Raw genomic sequence first — 13,696 nt, forward strand, 5'->3', positions numbered from 1 at the left:
CTTCATGAGCGCCGAAGCGGAACCGAAGCGAAGCGCGCTTTCGGCCATCGCGGTCTTCTTCGAGCGCCGCGCGCTCGTGATGCTGGCGCTGGGCTTCGCTTCCGGCCTCCCCAACCTGCTGATCTTCGACACGCTGTCGCTGTGGCTGCGCGAGGCCGGGCTGTCGCTGAAGGTCATCTCGATCTTCGCGCTCGCCACACTCAGCTATTCGCTCAAGTTCCTCTGGGCGCCGCTGATCGACCGCACCACCGTGCCGGGGCTCACGAAGCTGCTCGGCCACCGGCGCAGCTGGATGATTGTGCTGCAGGTCCTGCTGATGCTGGGGCTCTGGCTGATCTCGGGCGTAGACCCCGCGCAGAACCTCGCGTTGATGGCCGCCTTCGCCGCCTTCGTCGCCTTCATCTCGGCCACCCAGGACATCGTCATCGACGCCTGGCGGATCGAGGCGGCCGAGGTCGAGAAGCAGGGGGCCATGGCCGCCGCCTACCAGTGGGGCTATCGCGGGGCGATGATCACCGCAGGCGCCGCGCCGCTGCTGCTGGCCGAGGCTTACGGCTGGAGCGCCTCCTACGCGGTGATGGCCGGCCTGATGCTGCTGGGCGTGGCCGGCGTCCTCTTCGCGCCGCGCGAGAAGGCCCATGAGATCCGCCCGATCCACGCCGAGGGCGTGCCAAGCCGGCCGCTGCTCGAACTGCCGGAGTGGATCGCCCGGCTCGCGGTGTTCGCACTTGGCGCACTGCTGTTGGGCACCGGACTGGCGGCGGACGCCTCGCTGATGGCCACCGGTCTCACAGGCCTGGGCCTTCCCGACGCCGCCGCGAGCCTAAGTTCCGCGTGGGAAATGAAGCCACAGGGGGTGTATTTCCAGCTCGCCGCCGTGGTCGCGGGCCTGGTCGTCATCGTCCTTGCTGTCTGCCCGGTCCCAGGCGTGAAGACCCGGCCCGGAGTCTATCTGTTCGCGGCCCTGGGTGAGCCGCTGGCCGATTTCCTGCGGCGCTATCGCGGCGTGGCCGCGCTGATCCTGGCGCTGATCTGTCTCTACCGGCTGTCGGACTTCGTGCTGAACATCATGAACCCGTTTTACGCCGACCTCGGCTTCACCAAGATCGAGATCGCCGAGGCGCGGAAGGTGTTCGGCGTGGTGATGACGGTCATCGGCGTCGGCCTGGGCGGCTTCTCGGTGGCCCGCCTGGGGATGATGCGCGCGCTGGTCGTCGGCGCGTTCGCGGGACCCCTGAGCAACCTCGCCTTCGCCTGGCTGGCGACCCAGGGGCCACAGCTCTGGGCCCTGTTCGTGGCCATCGGCATCGACAACATCGCCGGCGGCATCGCCGGCACCTGCCTGATCGCCTACATGTCCAGCCTGACCTCGGCCGGCTTTACGGCGACCCAGTACGCCCTCTTCTCCTCGCTCTACGCCCTGCCCGGCAAGCTGATCGCCTCGCAGTCCGGCCGGATCGTCGAGAGCTCGGCGGCCTCGGCCGACGCCGGCGGGGCGCTGAGCGGGCTCAAGGCCCTGTTCGTCCGCCTGCCGCCCGAGGCCTATGCCGGCGCCATGGAGAAGTCACACGTCACGCCGCCTGCGCTCGGCGCGGGCTACCTGGTGTTCTTCCTCTATTCGGCGCTGATCGGCGTCGCCGCCGTGATCCTGGCCTTCATGGTGGCGCGCCGGTCGCCCGAACCGGCCGAGGACTGATCGATCTGTTGCGCGTCCTCCGGGCGGCGAACCGGCGCCCGCTTCGCCTGAGGACGCTAGCGATCCAGGCAGACCACCTGGGCCACCTGCAGTTCGCGGCGCAGGTCGTCGGCGACGTAGAAATAGTTGTCCGGCGTGATCTGCTCGCCCGCCGCCGTGGCGTCGGCGCGACGGTTGTTGGCGGCCAGGGTCGCGCGCACGATCTCGGGGGCCGTGGTGTAGATCCGTCCGCGGCGCGGGCTCTCGGCGATGGTCACGCCCAGCACCCGGCCCCGCGCGTCCAGGGCCGGGGCGCCCGACAGGCCGCCCAGCGTGCCCTCAAGCCCCTCGGTGCGGCCGGTTTCGGCCCAGACCAGCACCGGCTCGGTACGCGCGCCGTGGCCGCGGACCACCAGGTTTTCCCGGCCCAGCAGCCGCGAACTGGCCTCGCCGGGCTCGCCCTGCGGGAAGCCGGGATGGAACGCCCGCTGCCCCCGCCGCAGAGGCTCCGTAAGACCCAGCGGCAACGGCGCGGATCCCCCCTCGGTGAACAGCAGCGCCGCCTCGCCACGGGGGTCAACGCGCACGTTCACGGCCACCCCCGATCCAGGCCCCACCACGATCGCCACGCGCTGGCAGCCATCGACCACATGGCGCGCGGTCAGCCAGACCCCGGCGCGCGCGATGGAGAAGGCCGTCCCCGCCGCCGGGCTCGCCTTGTCCGGCACGTCCACCACCACCGATGGGTCGAAGGGCGAGGCCGGCCCCAGCGCCTCGCCCAGGGGATCGGCTCCCTTGGGTGGCGGCGGCGGCGCATCGGTGCGCTCGTCGCGGCCCAGGGCGGCGAACAACAGCACCACCACGATCGCGGCGTAGACCACCCAATCCGGCAGCCTGGGGAACTTCATGTCTAGGAGCGGGCCGCCGCGATGATGAGGGCGGTCGCGATCTTGGCGCCGACCAGAAGCGCCGCGGCCGACATCTCGCCGTCCTGGATTCGCCGGGGCAGGCCGTGCAGCAGCATGTCCACCAGCCGGAAGATCAACAGCTGGACCACCACGGTCACCGCGCCCCAGAGTCCGATCTCGATGATGTTCGTCGAAGCGCGGAGCGAGGCCGACAGCGGGATGGCCAGACCCAGCAGCACCCCACCCAGCGAGACGGCGGCTGCCGTGTTGCCCTCGCGGATCAGGGTGATCTCCTTGTGCGGCGTCAGCAGCACGTAGAGCGCCGCCGCCGCGAACAGGATGATCACCGTCACGCCGGCGTGCATCAGGAACACCGGGAACCCGGCGGCGAAGGCCTGGATCTCAGGCGATGGTGTCGGCATGTACGCGTCCCCGAACTTGCGGGAGCACCGTTACCACGGTCGCGCTTCTATTCCGAAGCCTCCGCCGCCTGCTCGGCCCTGCGGCGCGCCGACGCGCGTTGCTTCTCGCTCTCGCTCTTGAGCTGGCCGCAGGCGGCGAGAATGTCGCGGCCCCGCGGCGTGCGGATCGGCGAGGCGTAGCCGCCCCGGTTCAGGATCGCCGCGAACTGCTCGATCGTCGACCACGACGAGCACTCGTACTCCGTGCCCGGCCACGGGTTGAACGGGATCAGATTGATCTTGGCCGGGATTCCCTTCAGCAGCTGCACCAGCGCCTTCGCCTCTGCCGGGCTGTCGTTGACGCCCTTCAGCATCACATATTCGAAGGTGACGCGATTGGCGTTGGACAGGCCGGGATAGGCCCGGATGCCCGCCATCAGCTCGGCCAGCGGATACTTCTTGTTGAGCGGGACCAGCTTCTCGCGCAGCTCGTCGTTGGTGGCGTGCAGCGAGATCGCGAGGCCCGAGCGGGTCTTCTCGCCCAGGGCGTGGAGCTGTGGCACGACGCCCGAGGTCGACACGGTGATCCGGCGTCGCGAGATGGCGATGCCCTCGTTGTCCGAGATGATGTCGATGGCCTGGGCCACGTTGTCGAGATTGTAGAGCGGCTCGCCCATGCCCATGAATACGATGTTGGTGAGTTTGCGGTCCTCCTTCGGCGAGGGCCACTCCTCCAGGTCGTCGCGGGCCACCTGCACCTGGGCCACGATCTCGGCGGCGGTCAGGTTGCGCACGAGGGCCTGGGTGCCGGTGTGGCAGAAGGTGCAGTTCAGCGTGCAGCCCACCTGCGAGCTCACGCACAGCGCGCCGGCCCGCCCGACGTCGGGGATGTAGACGGTCTCGACCTCGATCCCGGGGCCCATGCGGATCAGGTACTTGCGGGTCCCGTCCTTGGAGACCTGGCGCTCGACGATCTCGGGGCGGGCCAGCGAGAAGGCGCCGGCCAGCGCCGCCCGGGTTTCCTTGGCCACGTCGGTCATCTGGGCGAAGTCGGTGACACCGTAGTGGTGCATCCAGCGCCAGAGCTGGCTGGCGCGCATCTTGGCCTTTTCCTTCGGCACGACGCCCGCGTCGACGAGCGCGGCGGCGAGTTCGGCCCGGCTCAGGCCTGTGAGGTTCGTCGCCGCCACAGGTTTCGCCGGCGCGCGGCTGATATCGAGGGTCACGCCCAAGGAATTCGGTCCTTCTGGAGAGGCGCGAATATAGGTGACACGCGATCTCTCACCAAATCGCTGCGTTGACGCAGGCTTCAAACGCCTGTTCGAACCGGCTAGGGTCGCGGGCAATTCGCCAGAGTGATCGGGAGAGACGTCGATGAAAGCGCTGCTGAGCAAGGCCGTAGGCGGCCCGGAAACCTTGGTGCTGGAGGACGTCGCCTCTCCCGTCGCCAAACCCGGCCAGGCGGTGGTCGAGGTGAAGGCCATCGGCGTCAACTTCCCCGACGTGCTGATCATCGAGGACAAGTACCAGTTCAAGCCCGAGCGTCCCTTCTCGCCCGGCGGCGAGATCAGCGGCGTCGTGAAGTCGGTGGGCGAAGGGGTGACCAACGTAAAGCCGGGCGACCGGGTGCTGGGCAACACCGGCTGGGGCGGCATGGCCGAGGAGCTGGCGCTGGAGGCGGGCCGGCTCGTGAAGATTCCCGACTCCATGCCCTTCGAGGACGCCGCCGCCTTCATCATGACCTACGGCACCAGCTGGCACGCGCTGAAGGACCGCGCGAACCTGCAGCCCGGCCAGTCGCTGCTGGTGCTGGGCGCCGCCGGCGGCGTCGGCCTCGCGGCCGTCGAACTGGGCAAGGCCATGGGCGCCAACGTCATCGCCGCCGCCTCGAGCCAGGAAAAGGTCGACCTCTGCCTCAGCCGCGGCGCGACCTCGGGCGTCGTCTATCCCAAGGGCCCGTTCGACAAGGACGGCCAGAAGGCGCTCGGCCAGATCTTCAAGGACGCCACGGGCCCGAACGGCGCCGACGTGATCTACGACGCCATCGGCGACGCCTACGCCGAGCCCGCCCTGCGGTCGATCGCCTGGGAGGGCAAGTACCTGGTGGTGGGCTTCGCTGCGGGCGAAATTCCCAGGATTCCCCTGAACCTGGCCCTGCTGAAGGGCTGCGAGATCGTCGGCGTCTTCTGGGGCTCGTGGGTGGGCCGCAACCCCAAGAAGCATCAGGAGAGCGTGGCCGAGCTGATGCAGATGTACGCCGACGGCAAGATCAAGCCGCACGTCTCCGAGACCTTCCCGCTCGCCGAGGCCGCCAAGGCCATCACCCACCTCGCCAGCCGCAAGGCCATGGGCAAGGTGGTGGTCACGGTCTAAGGCGTCGGGCCGGCGCCTCCGCCGTTCTGGAACTCGAACCCTGGGTCGCGGCTCTTGCCACCGCCGCCCAGGGTCCAGACGAAGCCCACCATCACCCCGCGCGTGTCGACGGCCTGGCGCAGGCGCGTCCGCAAGGCCGGCGTGTCCACGACCTGCTCGTAGGCGAAGGTGTTCAGGGCGTCCTGTACCGTGACCTGGCCCGAGAGCCGGTCGTTGAACTTGTGCCGATAGCCGATGTTCAGCATGCCCGTCGGCTTGATGTAGCCCTGGGCCGTCAGCCGCCGGGCATTGGCGAAGCCGCTTACCTGCAACAGGTCGTCCGGCGTCACCTGCCAGCTCACGCTGGCCCGGCCCGAGACGGTCACGGTCGAGCGCGTGCCGAGCCCTGAGATCCCGGCGTCCAGCTCGTTCCAGTAGGCGTTGCCGCTGACGTTGTAGCTCAGCGTCTTGTCCAGCCGGCCGCTGGCCACCAGCTCCAGCCCGCCCGTCCGGGTCTGCGAGACGTTGTCCCGCGTGAGCAGCAGCACCCCGCCGCCCAGGTCGCGGGTGACGTCCGACACCACCTTGTCGTTCTCGCGATAATACAGGGTGGCCAGCAGGTTCATCGGCGCCTTGCGGTACTGCCAGCCCAGCTCGAACGACTGCGTCTGCTGCGGCTTCAGGTCCGGGTTGCCTGACCGGTAGGTGTAAGGGTCGATCAGGAAGCGGAAGGCATTGTAGGCGTCCGGGTCCGGGCGCTGGACCCGCTGGCTGTAGCTGGCGGTCAACGTCTGGGTGTCCGAGACCTTCCACGACAGGTGCAAGCTCGGATAGAGGCGTGAATCGTCGTTGTCGCTCTTCAGGCCCAGCGTCGCCTGGGTCAGGTCGATCCGCGCATCCTCCAGGCGCAGGCCCGCCAGCACCGTCACCTCGCCGAGCGGCTTCTCATAGGTGAGATAGGCCTGGCTCAGCCGCTGCTCGAACTTGAACAGGTTGGTCAGCGTCGGATCGACGATGGTCGCCTCCGCGCCGGGGCCGCGGAAGCCGCGGTTGTCAGTGCTGTTGTCGTCGAGCTGCAGCGCGAACCCGGCCTTCAGCTTCGATCCATCCGGGAAGGGTCGCACATAGTCGCCCTTCGCCTCCGCCTGCTGGTAGTCGGCGAAGGTGAGCTGGCGGTCGAAGGCGTCCGGGCTGGCTGGGAGGCGATTGACAGTCAGCCCGGCCCGGTCGCGATCGTGGTCGCTGGCCTCGTAGCTCAGGCTTAGGGTCACCTCGTGGCCCTCCTCGCCGGGCAGCTTCCGGCGCAGGGTGGTGGTGAGTTCGCGGTTGAACCGCTCCTGGCCCACATGGACCTCGCGATCGAAGGCCTGGACCAGCGCCCCCTGACCATCCTGGCGCCGGGTCGCGCCCAGGCTGTCGATGTCCAGGCGGAACCGCTGGAGCCGCACCTCGCCGCTGAGGCGCGTATCGGCGTCCAGGTCGTAGTCCGCGCTCGCCCGTCCGCCGATCAGGTCGAACCGGCCGTGGCTCACGCTGTCGATGCGGGTGTCGGCCAGCTGGCCGGTCGTCGGATCGAGCCGGACGCGGTCCTCGTCGACCACCTGCTTTTGCGGGTCATGGCGAAAGAAGGCGTCGGCCGAGACGCTCAGGTTTGCGCTGTTGTACCCGGTGCTGGCGTTGGCATAGAGCCGCTCGCTCGTGCCCCCGGTGAGGCGCACCGACGCCGTCTGGCCCGCGCCCTTCGCCTTCTTGGTGATCAGGTTGATGACCCCGCCGGTCCCGTCGGCGCTGAACTCCGCCGAGGGGTTGGTGATCACCTCCACCCGCTCGATGCGCTCGGCCGGCAACGCCTGCAGCGCCTGGCCCTTGCCCTCGCCGCGGAACAGGCCCGACGGCTTGCCGTCGATCAGGATGGTGACGTTCGGGTCGCCGCGCAGGCTGACGTTGCCCTGCACGTCCACGTCCACCGAGGGCAGGTTGCGCAGCGCATCGCCGATCGAGCCGCTCTGCGCCTGCAGGTCACCCGTGACGCTGTAGCTGCGGCGGTCGATGGAGGCCTGCACCGCCGGCGCCTGGCCGGTGACCACCACCTCGCTGACCGCCCCGCCGGGCGGCTTTGGAGCTGGGGCCGGAGCCTGGGCCATCGCCGGGACCGGAATCCACGCGGCCGCCGCCAGCCAGATCAGCTTGTGATGCACGAACCCCTCCGAACATGAACGCGAAGTCACTGGCCACCGCGGCCAGGGTCGGCGAAGATACAGCTGTACTTTCGTCCAAAATACACGTGTATTTTCGGTAAGGAGGAATTGGCTTGGCCGTGAAGATCTCGGGCGCCGAGAGCCAGATCATGGAGGCGCTCTGGCGGAAGGGGCCGCTGACGCCGGACGGCATCGTCGCCGAGGTCGGCGAGGCCCACGGGTGGGCGCCCGGCACCGTGAAGACCCTGATCACCCGCCTGTTGCGCAAGAAGGCCATCGAAGGCCGCCGCGAGGAGGCGGGCTATCTGTACCGGCCGCTGCTCAGCCGGACCGACTACGTCCAGTCCGAGAGCCAGAACCTGGTCGACCGCCTGTTCGACGGCGAGGTCGCGCCCCTGGTCGCCCATTTCGCCGAGCACCGCGCCCTGACGCCGAAGGACATCCAGCACCTCAAGAAGCTGATCTCGGACCTCGAGGATGAGTGACGCCCTGCTCGTCCTCGCCGGGGCCAACCTGGCGGCGGCGGCGGCCGTCGTCCTGGTGATGATCCTGCGCGCCCCAGCGCGGAAGCTGTTCGGCCCGCGGATCGCCTACGGCCTCTGGCTGCTGGTCCCGCTCGCCGCCCTGGGCATGCTGTTGCCCGCCCGCGTGGTGACGGTGACCGTGCGGGCCGCCTCGAGGCCGGCCGCGGAGGCGGCGTCTCCAGCGGCGCCGGCCATGGCGCTCGGAAGTCCCGTGGCCGGCGCGATCGATCCCTGGCTGCTGGCCGTGGGCCTCTGGATCGCCGGGACCCTCGGCAGCCTGGCCTGGCTCGGCTGGCGGCAGGTCCAGTTCGGCCGCGACGCCGAGGCCGGGCTCGCCGGCCCCGCCGCCGTTGGCGTGCTCCAGCCCCGCGTAATCACGCCCTCGGACTTCGGCCGCCGCTATTCGCCGCGCGAGCAGTTCGTGGTGCTGGCCCACGAGGAGACCCACATCGCCAGGCACGACACGCGCATCAACGCCCTGGTGGCGGCCGCTCGCTGCGTGAACTGGTTCAATCCGATGCTGCACGTGCTGGCCCGCTTCCTGCGGATCGACCAGGAACTGGCCTGCGACGCCCAGGTGATCGCCAGCTATCCCAAAGTGCGCCGCGCGTACGCCGAGGCGATGCTGAAGACCCAGCTAGCCGCCCGCCCGCTGCCGCTCGGCTGCTACTGGCCACCGGCGCGGGCGCATCCGCTGGCCGAACGCATCCAGCTCCTATCGCGGGCGGCGCCCCATCCGGGAACCCAGGCGCTTGGCATCGCGCTGCTGACCACCCTGACGTTGGCCGTGGTGGGCTCGGCCTGGGCGGTGAAGCCGACGCGGGTGCAGGTGGTCGAACGGCCCGCCGCCGCGGACTTCGCGCCGGCCCCGGTCCTCAGCCGGATCGGGGCGATCGGGCAAGCGCCGTTGCCGCCGATGTCGAGCCGCCGCGCCCGACCGGAGCCGCCCGTTGCGCCTTCTCCGCCCGCCGACCCGAGCTCGGCGCGGTCCGAGGCCCTCTTCGACGCCCAGGCCGCGCCGACGCTTCCCGAACGGGACCGGCCGCGATGGGCCGACGAACGCGGCTCCGAAGCTCGTCCAGAACCCGTCTCGCGGCCCCCGCGCCGCATCTTCACGGCCGCCAATCGCTCGTCCGTGGAACCCGGCTCGGCCGTCCGCGTGGTCGGCGCCACCACTGACGCCGAGGGCCGACCCCTGACCGTTGACCTGACTTCCTATGGCTCGCAGCGCCGCTTCCGGACCGGCAGCTTCCTGTCCTTCGGACGCGAGCGCCTATTCGTCAGCGTGACCCAGAGGGGTGAGCGCCTCTGGGTGACCGCCAGTCCAGGCAGCCGGTTCGATCCGGCCGAGTCGGTCACCGTCGAGATGCGCTCGGGCGAGACGCGCGAGGTCGACCTGCCCGATGGCCGCCGGGTCACGATTACCCCGACCCTTCGAGCCGAGACGCCCGAGGAGCGGGCCGACGACGGCCTCCGGCGAATCGCGTCCGACGTCGAACGCTCCAGCCGCGACGCCTGGAGGGCGTACCGTGACCGTTGAGGCCGATAGGCCGCTGATCGCGGTTGCCGCCCGAGCCGCACACTCCTACTGATCGCCGATAACCAATCAGAGGGGAAATGCGATGGCGGGCAGGCTCGAAGGCAAGGTCGCGGTGATCACCGGCGGGGTCTCGGGCATCGGCCTGGGCGCGGTGGAACTGTTCGTGGCCGAAGGGGCGAACGTCGTCGCCGCCGACATCCAGGACGAGAAGGGCAAGATGCTGGAGCAGCGCTTCCCCGGCCGCGTCCGCTACGCCCATTGCGACGTCACCAGGGAGGCCGAGATCAAGGCCGCCATGGACCTCGCCGCCTCCGAGTTCGGCGGGCTGGACATCCTCTTCAACAACGCCGGCATCTCGGACGCCATGCGGGAGATTCCCCAGATCGAGGCCGAGACCTGGAGCTGGATCTACGACGTCCTGGTGCGCGGCCCCGCCCTGGGCATGAAGCACGCCGTGCCGTTGATGCTCGCGCGCGGCGGAGGCGCGATCGTCAACACCGCCTCGATCGCGGGCTTGCAGGCGGGCTGGGGCCCCATCGCCTACTCCTCGGCCAAGGCCGCCGTCATCCACATGACCCGGGTGGCCGCCGCCCAGCTCAGCCCGCAGAAGATCCGCGTCAACGCCATCTGCCCCGGCCTGATCGCCACCTCGATCTTCGGCGCCTCGCTGGGCCTCCCCCGCGCCGTCGCCGACCAGATGGCCGCCCGCGTCGCGGACAACGCCGCCAAGGTCCAGCCGGTGCCGAAGGCCGGCCTGCCGGAAGACATCGCCCAGGCCGCACTCTATCTGGCCTCCGACGCCTCGGCCTTCGTCACCGGCACGCACCTGGTGGTGGACGGCGGCATTACCGTCGGCTCGCGCCATGCCTGGGACCAATCTGGCCCCTCGCCCTTCGCCGAGCTCTTCGGGGAGTTCGCACCCCAGCCCGCCCAATCGTGAGCGAGGCGCCCGCCCCACCTTCCAAAGACGGGCCGGGCCTCTCGGCCAACCTCCAGGGCGCGCTCTGGATGCTGCTGTCGGCCGTCACCTTCTCGGTGATGACCACGCTCATCAAGTTCCTGGGCGACGACTACCCGGCGGCGCTGCAGACCTTCTATCGCCAGGCGGCCGGGGTCGCCGTGCTGCTGCCGGTCCTGATCCGCCATCGCGGCGCGGCTTTCGCCACGAACCGGCCCGGCATCCTGATCTTCCGCTCGCTGGCGGGGACGGTGGGAGTGATCCTGTCGTTCTACGCCTTCCAGAAGATGCCGCTCGCCGACGCCAACGCGCTGTCGTTCACCCGCACCCTCTGGCTCGTCCCGCTGGCCGCCTTCATCGTGAAGGAACAGGTCGGCCCCCTGAGGATCGCCGCCGCCATCTTCGGTTTCATCGGCGTGCTGGTGATGATCCGGCCGGGGGCGGGCGGCCAGTTTGCCGTCGGTCTGCCGGCCCTGGCCATGCTCGCCTCGGCCTTCCTGTTCGCCTTCACCGTCACCGGCATGAAGGTGCTGACCCGCGACCATTCCACCACCGTGATCCTGGTCTGGTCGGCGGTCCTGGGGTTCGTGCTGTCGATCCCCGGCGCGATCCTCACCTGGCGCGTGCCCGAGCCCCGCGACTTCGCCCTGCTGGTGGCCATGGGCGTGATCGCGACGGTGAACCAGGCCTGCTACATCAAGGGCATGTCGTTGGGGGACGCCGGCGCCATGGCCCCCATAGACTACACCCGCCTGGTCTTTACCGCCGCCATCGGCTTCTTCCTCTTCGCCGAGGTCCCCGGCGTCTGGACCATCGCCGGCGCGGCGATCGTGGTCGCAGCCACCCTCTTCATCACCCTCCGCGAACAGCAGATCGCGCGCTCCGCGAAGCTAAGCGCTTTCCGCGATGGCGAGGGCTGACTACTCCCCGCGCAGCCGCTCGATGTCGCGCTTGGCGGCCAGCTTGTGCTTGGGCTTCAGGTTGCGGCCGACGATGGCCATCAGCGCGGTGAACACCGCCGCGTCGTCGGTGTAGCCCAGGCCCGCGATGAAATCCGGGATCGCATCGACCGGCAGGACGAAATAGGCCAGCGCCGCCAGCATCATCCCCTTGGCGGCGATCGGCGTGTCGTCGTCCTTGGCGCAATACCAAACCGAAAGGGCCTGCTTGGCGAACGGGACCTTGGCCGCCACGCGCCGGATCTTGGGCCAGAAACCCTCGTCCACCCGCTGTTCGTTGAGCTTCATCACCGAGGGCACGAGGGCGCGGCCGGGCGCGATCTCCGCTTCCGGGTCGAAGGTGACGTCGGGTGACGCTTTTTCGCGCGCGCTCATCGGGCTAAGGCTTCGCCACAAATTTCTCGCACATCATATGGGAGCGGTGCGTCCATGGAACTCAATTCATCCGTCGCGGCGGTGGTCACGGGCGGCGCCTCGGGCCTTGGCGAGGCCACGGTGCGGGCCCTGGCCGAAAAGGGCGTCAAGGTCGCCATCTTCGACATGAACGAAGCCAAGGGCGAGGCCGTTGCCAAGGACGTCGGCGGCGTCTTCTGCAAGTGCAACGTCACGTCCGAGGAAGACGTCGACGCCGCCTTCGCCAAGGCGCGCGCGGCGCACGGCCAGGAGCGGATCCTGGTGAACTGCGCCGGCACCGGCAACGCCTTCAAGACCGCCAGCCGCGACAAGCAGACCGGCGAGACCAAGCACTTCCCGCTGGATGCCTTCAACTGGATCATCCAGATCAACCTGGTCGGCACGTTCCGCTGCATCGCCAAGTCGGCGAAGGGCATGCTGGACCTCGAGCCGATCAACGGCGAGCGCGGCGCGATCGTGAACACCGCGTCGGTCGCGGCCGAGGACGGCCAGATGGGCCAGGCGGCCTATTCGGCCTCCAAGGGCGGCGTGGTCGGCATGACCCTGCCCATCGCCCGCGACCTGGCCGGCGACGGCATCCGGGTGAACTGCATCCTGCCGGGGATCTTCGAGACGCCGCTGATGGCCGGTGCGCCCGAAGCGGTGAAGGCCGGCCTGGCCGCCTCGGTGCCGTTCCCCAAGCGCCTGGGCCAGGCGCCGGAATACGCCCAGCTCGCGCTGACGATGATCACCAACGGCTACTTCAACGGTGAAGACGTCCGCCTCGACGGCGCCATCCGCATGGCGCCGCGGTAGAGGCAGGCCCAGTCTCACGGCCGAGCAACGGGGGCCTCCGCGCGAGCGGGGGTCGCCTGCGGCGGGAAACGACTTGAACCGCCCATCCTAGCGCTTAGGTTGCGGTGCGCAGCCGGGGGCAGCGGGATGCGATCGGGAATATTTGCGGCGGCTTTCGTCGTGCTCATGTCTACGGCCGGCACCGCGTGGGCGGTGACGCCGCTTTCGGGCTTCCTTCAGGCGCAGACTCACGCCTTCGCAAGCGGCGGCGCGCTTTCGGACACGGATGCGCAGGCGGATTCCTGGAGTGGGACGCCCCAGGACAGCAGCGTCTTCGTCCGGTCGGAGGTGGATTTCGACTACCAGGAATTTGGCATAAGCGTCGCAGCGGCCAGGGCCCTCGACCGCGCCACCTGGAGCGCGGACGGGGCGTCGGGCAGCGTCCTGTTGGATTGGAGATGGGATTTTCCGACGCTCGGGGGCTCAGGGCCAGACACGGAACTCCGGGGCGCCGATTTCGGCGGGCTCAACCCGAACTGGTCATACACCTTCCGCGCCGATCACGATGGCCTGCTGGTATGGGAGGGGCAGGTCCGCCCGTCGCCCGAGGCCCCCAACAACCAGACCTTCGGCCTGAGCGGCTGGAACCTCCAGCTCAACGGCGTGACCGTCATCGACCTCTTCGATACCAGCGGCGCCGGGCCTCGATTGGGCGACCGGGACTTCGCGCTGGTCGCTGGCGAGACCTACACCTTCTCCCTCGTCAACAATTCGAACATCGCCGGCTACACCTTCGACAGTAACTATCGGGGCCAGATGCTGGGCGAGTTCTACTGGGCCATACAGGAGACGCCGACGGCGGTTCCGGAGCCCGGCGTATGGACATTGCTGATCCTAGGCTTCGGCCTCGTCGGCGCGTCGATTAGACGTCGCCGACGCCACGCCTGCGCGTGAGCGACGGCGCCGAAGCGCCGCCTTCCCGCCTCTCCGCCG

General features: G+C 69.4%; 13 protein-coding genes. 8 read left to right on the forward strand and 5 right to left on the reverse strand.

The features are described from left to right. Positions 1-4 precede the first annotated feature (4 nt). Positions 5-1,696, forward strand: a complete 1,692-nt coding sequence (locus tag ACODSY_RS00260) for an AmpG family muropeptide MFS transporter (RefSeq protein ID WP_488949616.1) — start codon at positions 5-7, stop codon at positions 1,694-1,696. 56 nt (positions 1,697-1,752) lie between these two features. Here the strand turns inward: ACODSY_RS00260 and ACODSY_RS00265 are convergent, their stop codons facing one another. Genes ACODSY_RS00265 through rlmN form a run of 3 tightly spaced genes read right to left on the reverse strand, consistent with a single transcriptional unit; the run spans position 1,753 to position 4,216 of the window. After that, the gene (locus tag ACODSY_RS00265; RefSeq protein WP_488949617.1) at positions 1,753-2,583 is read right to left on the reverse strand and encodes a S1 family peptidase; all 831 of its coding nucleotides are present in this window, start codon (positions 2,581-2,583) and stop codon (positions 1,753-1,755) included. 2 nt (positions 2,584-2,585) lie between these two features. Continuing rightward, positions 2,586-3,005 (reverse strand): DUF350 domain-containing protein, encoded by a 420-nt coding sequence (locus tag ACODSY_RS00270; RefSeq protein ID WP_488949618.1) that lies wholly within the window; start codon positions 3,003-3,005, stop codon positions 2,586-2,588. 47 nt (positions 3,006-3,052) lie between these two features. Continuing rightward, the gene (gene rlmN, locus ACODSY_RS00275) at positions 3,053-4,216 is read right to left on the reverse strand and encodes a dual-specificity RNA methyltransferase RlmN (protein ID WP_488949619.1); all 1,164 of its coding nucleotides are present in this window, start codon (positions 4,214-4,216) and stop codon (positions 3,053-3,055) included. A 142-nt stretch (positions 4,217-4,358) separates the two neighbouring features. Between rlmN and ACODSY_RS00280 the strand changes: the two genes are divergently transcribed. Continuing rightward, complete coding sequence (locus ACODSY_RS00280; protein WP_488949620.1) at positions 4,359-5,357, forward strand: NADPH:quinone oxidoreductase family protein; 999 nt, start codon at positions 4,359-4,361, stop codon at positions 5,355-5,357. Here ACODSY_RS00280 and ACODSY_RS00285 read toward each other — a convergent pair. Beyond that, entirely contained in the window at positions 5,354-7,534 is a 2,181-nt protein-coding gene (locus ACODSY_RS00285; RefSeq protein WP_488949621.1) for a TonB-dependent receptor domain-containing protein, read from the reverse strand. The genes ACODSY_RS00280 and ACODSY_RS00285 overlap by 4 nt on opposite strands. Positions 7,535-7,653: 119 nt before the next feature. Here ACODSY_RS00285 and ACODSY_RS00290 point away from each other — a divergent pair, with 119 nt between their 5' ends. From ACODSY_RS00290 to ACODSY_RS00305, 4 genes are all read left to right on the forward strand, one after another. Next, complete coding sequence (locus ACODSY_RS00290) at positions 7,654-8,019, forward strand: BlaI/MecI/CopY family transcriptional regulator (protein ID WP_488950143.1); 366 nt, start codon at positions 7,654-7,656, stop codon at positions 8,017-8,019. After that, on the forward strand, positions 8,012-9,598 hold the full coding sequence (locus ACODSY_RS00295) for a M56 family metallopeptidase (RefSeq protein WP_488949622.1): 1,587 nt from the start codon (positions 8,012-8,014) through the stop codon (positions 9,596-9,598). Before ACODSY_RS00290 ends, ACODSY_RS00295 begins: the two co-directional genes overlap by 8 nt. 82 nt (positions 9,599-9,680) lie before the next feature. Next, positions 9,681-10,538 (forward strand): SDR family NAD(P)-dependent oxidoreductase, encoded by an 858-nt coding sequence (locus tag ACODSY_RS00300; RefSeq protein ID WP_488949623.1) that lies wholly within the window; start codon positions 9,681-9,683, stop codon positions 10,536-10,538. Between the two features lie 68 nt (positions 10,539-10,606). Next, positions 10,607-11,476, forward strand: coding sequence for a DMT family transporter (locus tag ACODSY_RS00305; protein WP_488950144.1), 870 nt, complete (start codon positions 10,607-10,609; stop codon positions 11,474-11,476). On the opposite strand, the gene ACODSY_RS00310 is transcribed toward ACODSY_RS00305, so the two are convergent. After that, positions 11,477-11,890, reverse strand: a complete 414-nt coding sequence (locus ACODSY_RS00310) for a YkvA family protein (protein WP_488949624.1) — start codon at positions 11,888-11,890, stop codon at positions 11,477-11,479. A 54-nt stretch (positions 11,891-11,944) separates the two neighbouring features. Between ACODSY_RS00310 and ACODSY_RS00315 the strand changes: the two genes are divergently transcribed. Together ACODSY_RS00315 and ACODSY_RS00320 are read left to right on the forward strand one after the other, a co-directional pair. Then, a complete protein-coding gene (locus ACODSY_RS00315) occupies positions 11,945-12,724 on the forward strand; it encodes an SDR family NAD(P)-dependent oxidoreductase (protein WP_488949625.1) in 780 nt (259 codons plus the stop codon). 165 nt (positions 12,725-12,889) lie between these two features. After that, a complete protein-coding gene (locus ACODSY_RS00320) occupies positions 12,890-13,657 on the forward strand; it encodes a PEPxxWA-CTERM sorting domain-containing protein (RefSeq protein ID WP_488949626.1) in 768 nt (255 codons plus the stop codon). The last annotated feature ends 39 nt before the right edge of the window (positions 13,658-13,696 follow it).

The organism is Phenylobacterium sp. FG114 (genome assembly GCF_057809855.1).

Excerpts from the sequence above, each read along its gene's own strand:
- ACODSY_RS00260 (WP_488949616.1), top strand. The coding sequence starts at position 5 with ATGAGCGCCGAAGCGGAACCGAAGCGAAGCGCGCTTTCGGCCATCGCG.
- ACODSY_RS00265 (WP_488949617.1), bottom strand. The coding sequence starts at position 2,583 with ATGAAGTTCCCCAGGCTGCCGGATTGGGTGGTCTACGCCGCGATCGTG.
- ACODSY_RS00270 (WP_488949618.1), bottom strand. The coding sequence starts at position 3,005 with ATGCCGACACCATCGCCTGAGATCCAGGCCTTCGCCGCCGGGTTCCCG.
- ACODSY_RS00280 (WP_488949620.1), top strand. The coding sequence starts at position 4,359 with ATGAAAGCGCTGCTGAGCAAGGCCGTAGGCGGCCCGGAAACCTTGGTG.
- ACODSY_RS00295 (WP_488949622.1), top strand. The coding sequence starts at position 8,012 with ATGAGTGACGCCCTGCTCGTCCTCGCCGGGGCCAACCTGGCGGCGGCG.
- ACODSY_RS00300 (WP_488949623.1), top strand. The coding sequence starts at position 9,681 with ATGGCGGGCAGGCTCGAAGGCAAGGTCGCGGTGATCACCGGCGGGGTC.
- ACODSY_RS00305 (WP_488950144.1), top strand. The coding sequence starts at position 10,607 with ATGCTGCTGTCGGCCGTCACCTTCTCGGTGATGACCACGCTCATCAAG.
- ACODSY_RS00310 (WP_488949624.1), bottom strand. The coding sequence starts at position 11,890 with ATGAGCGCGCGCGAAAAAGCGTCACCCGACGTCACCTTCGACCCGGAA.
- ACODSY_RS00315 (WP_488949625.1), top strand. The coding sequence starts at position 11,945 with ATGGAACTCAATTCATCCGTCGCGGCGGTGGTCACGGGCGGCGCCTCG.
- ACODSY_RS00320 (WP_488949626.1), top strand. The coding sequence starts at position 12,890 with ATGTCTACGGCCGGCACCGCGTGGGCGGTGACGCCGCTTTCGGGCTTC.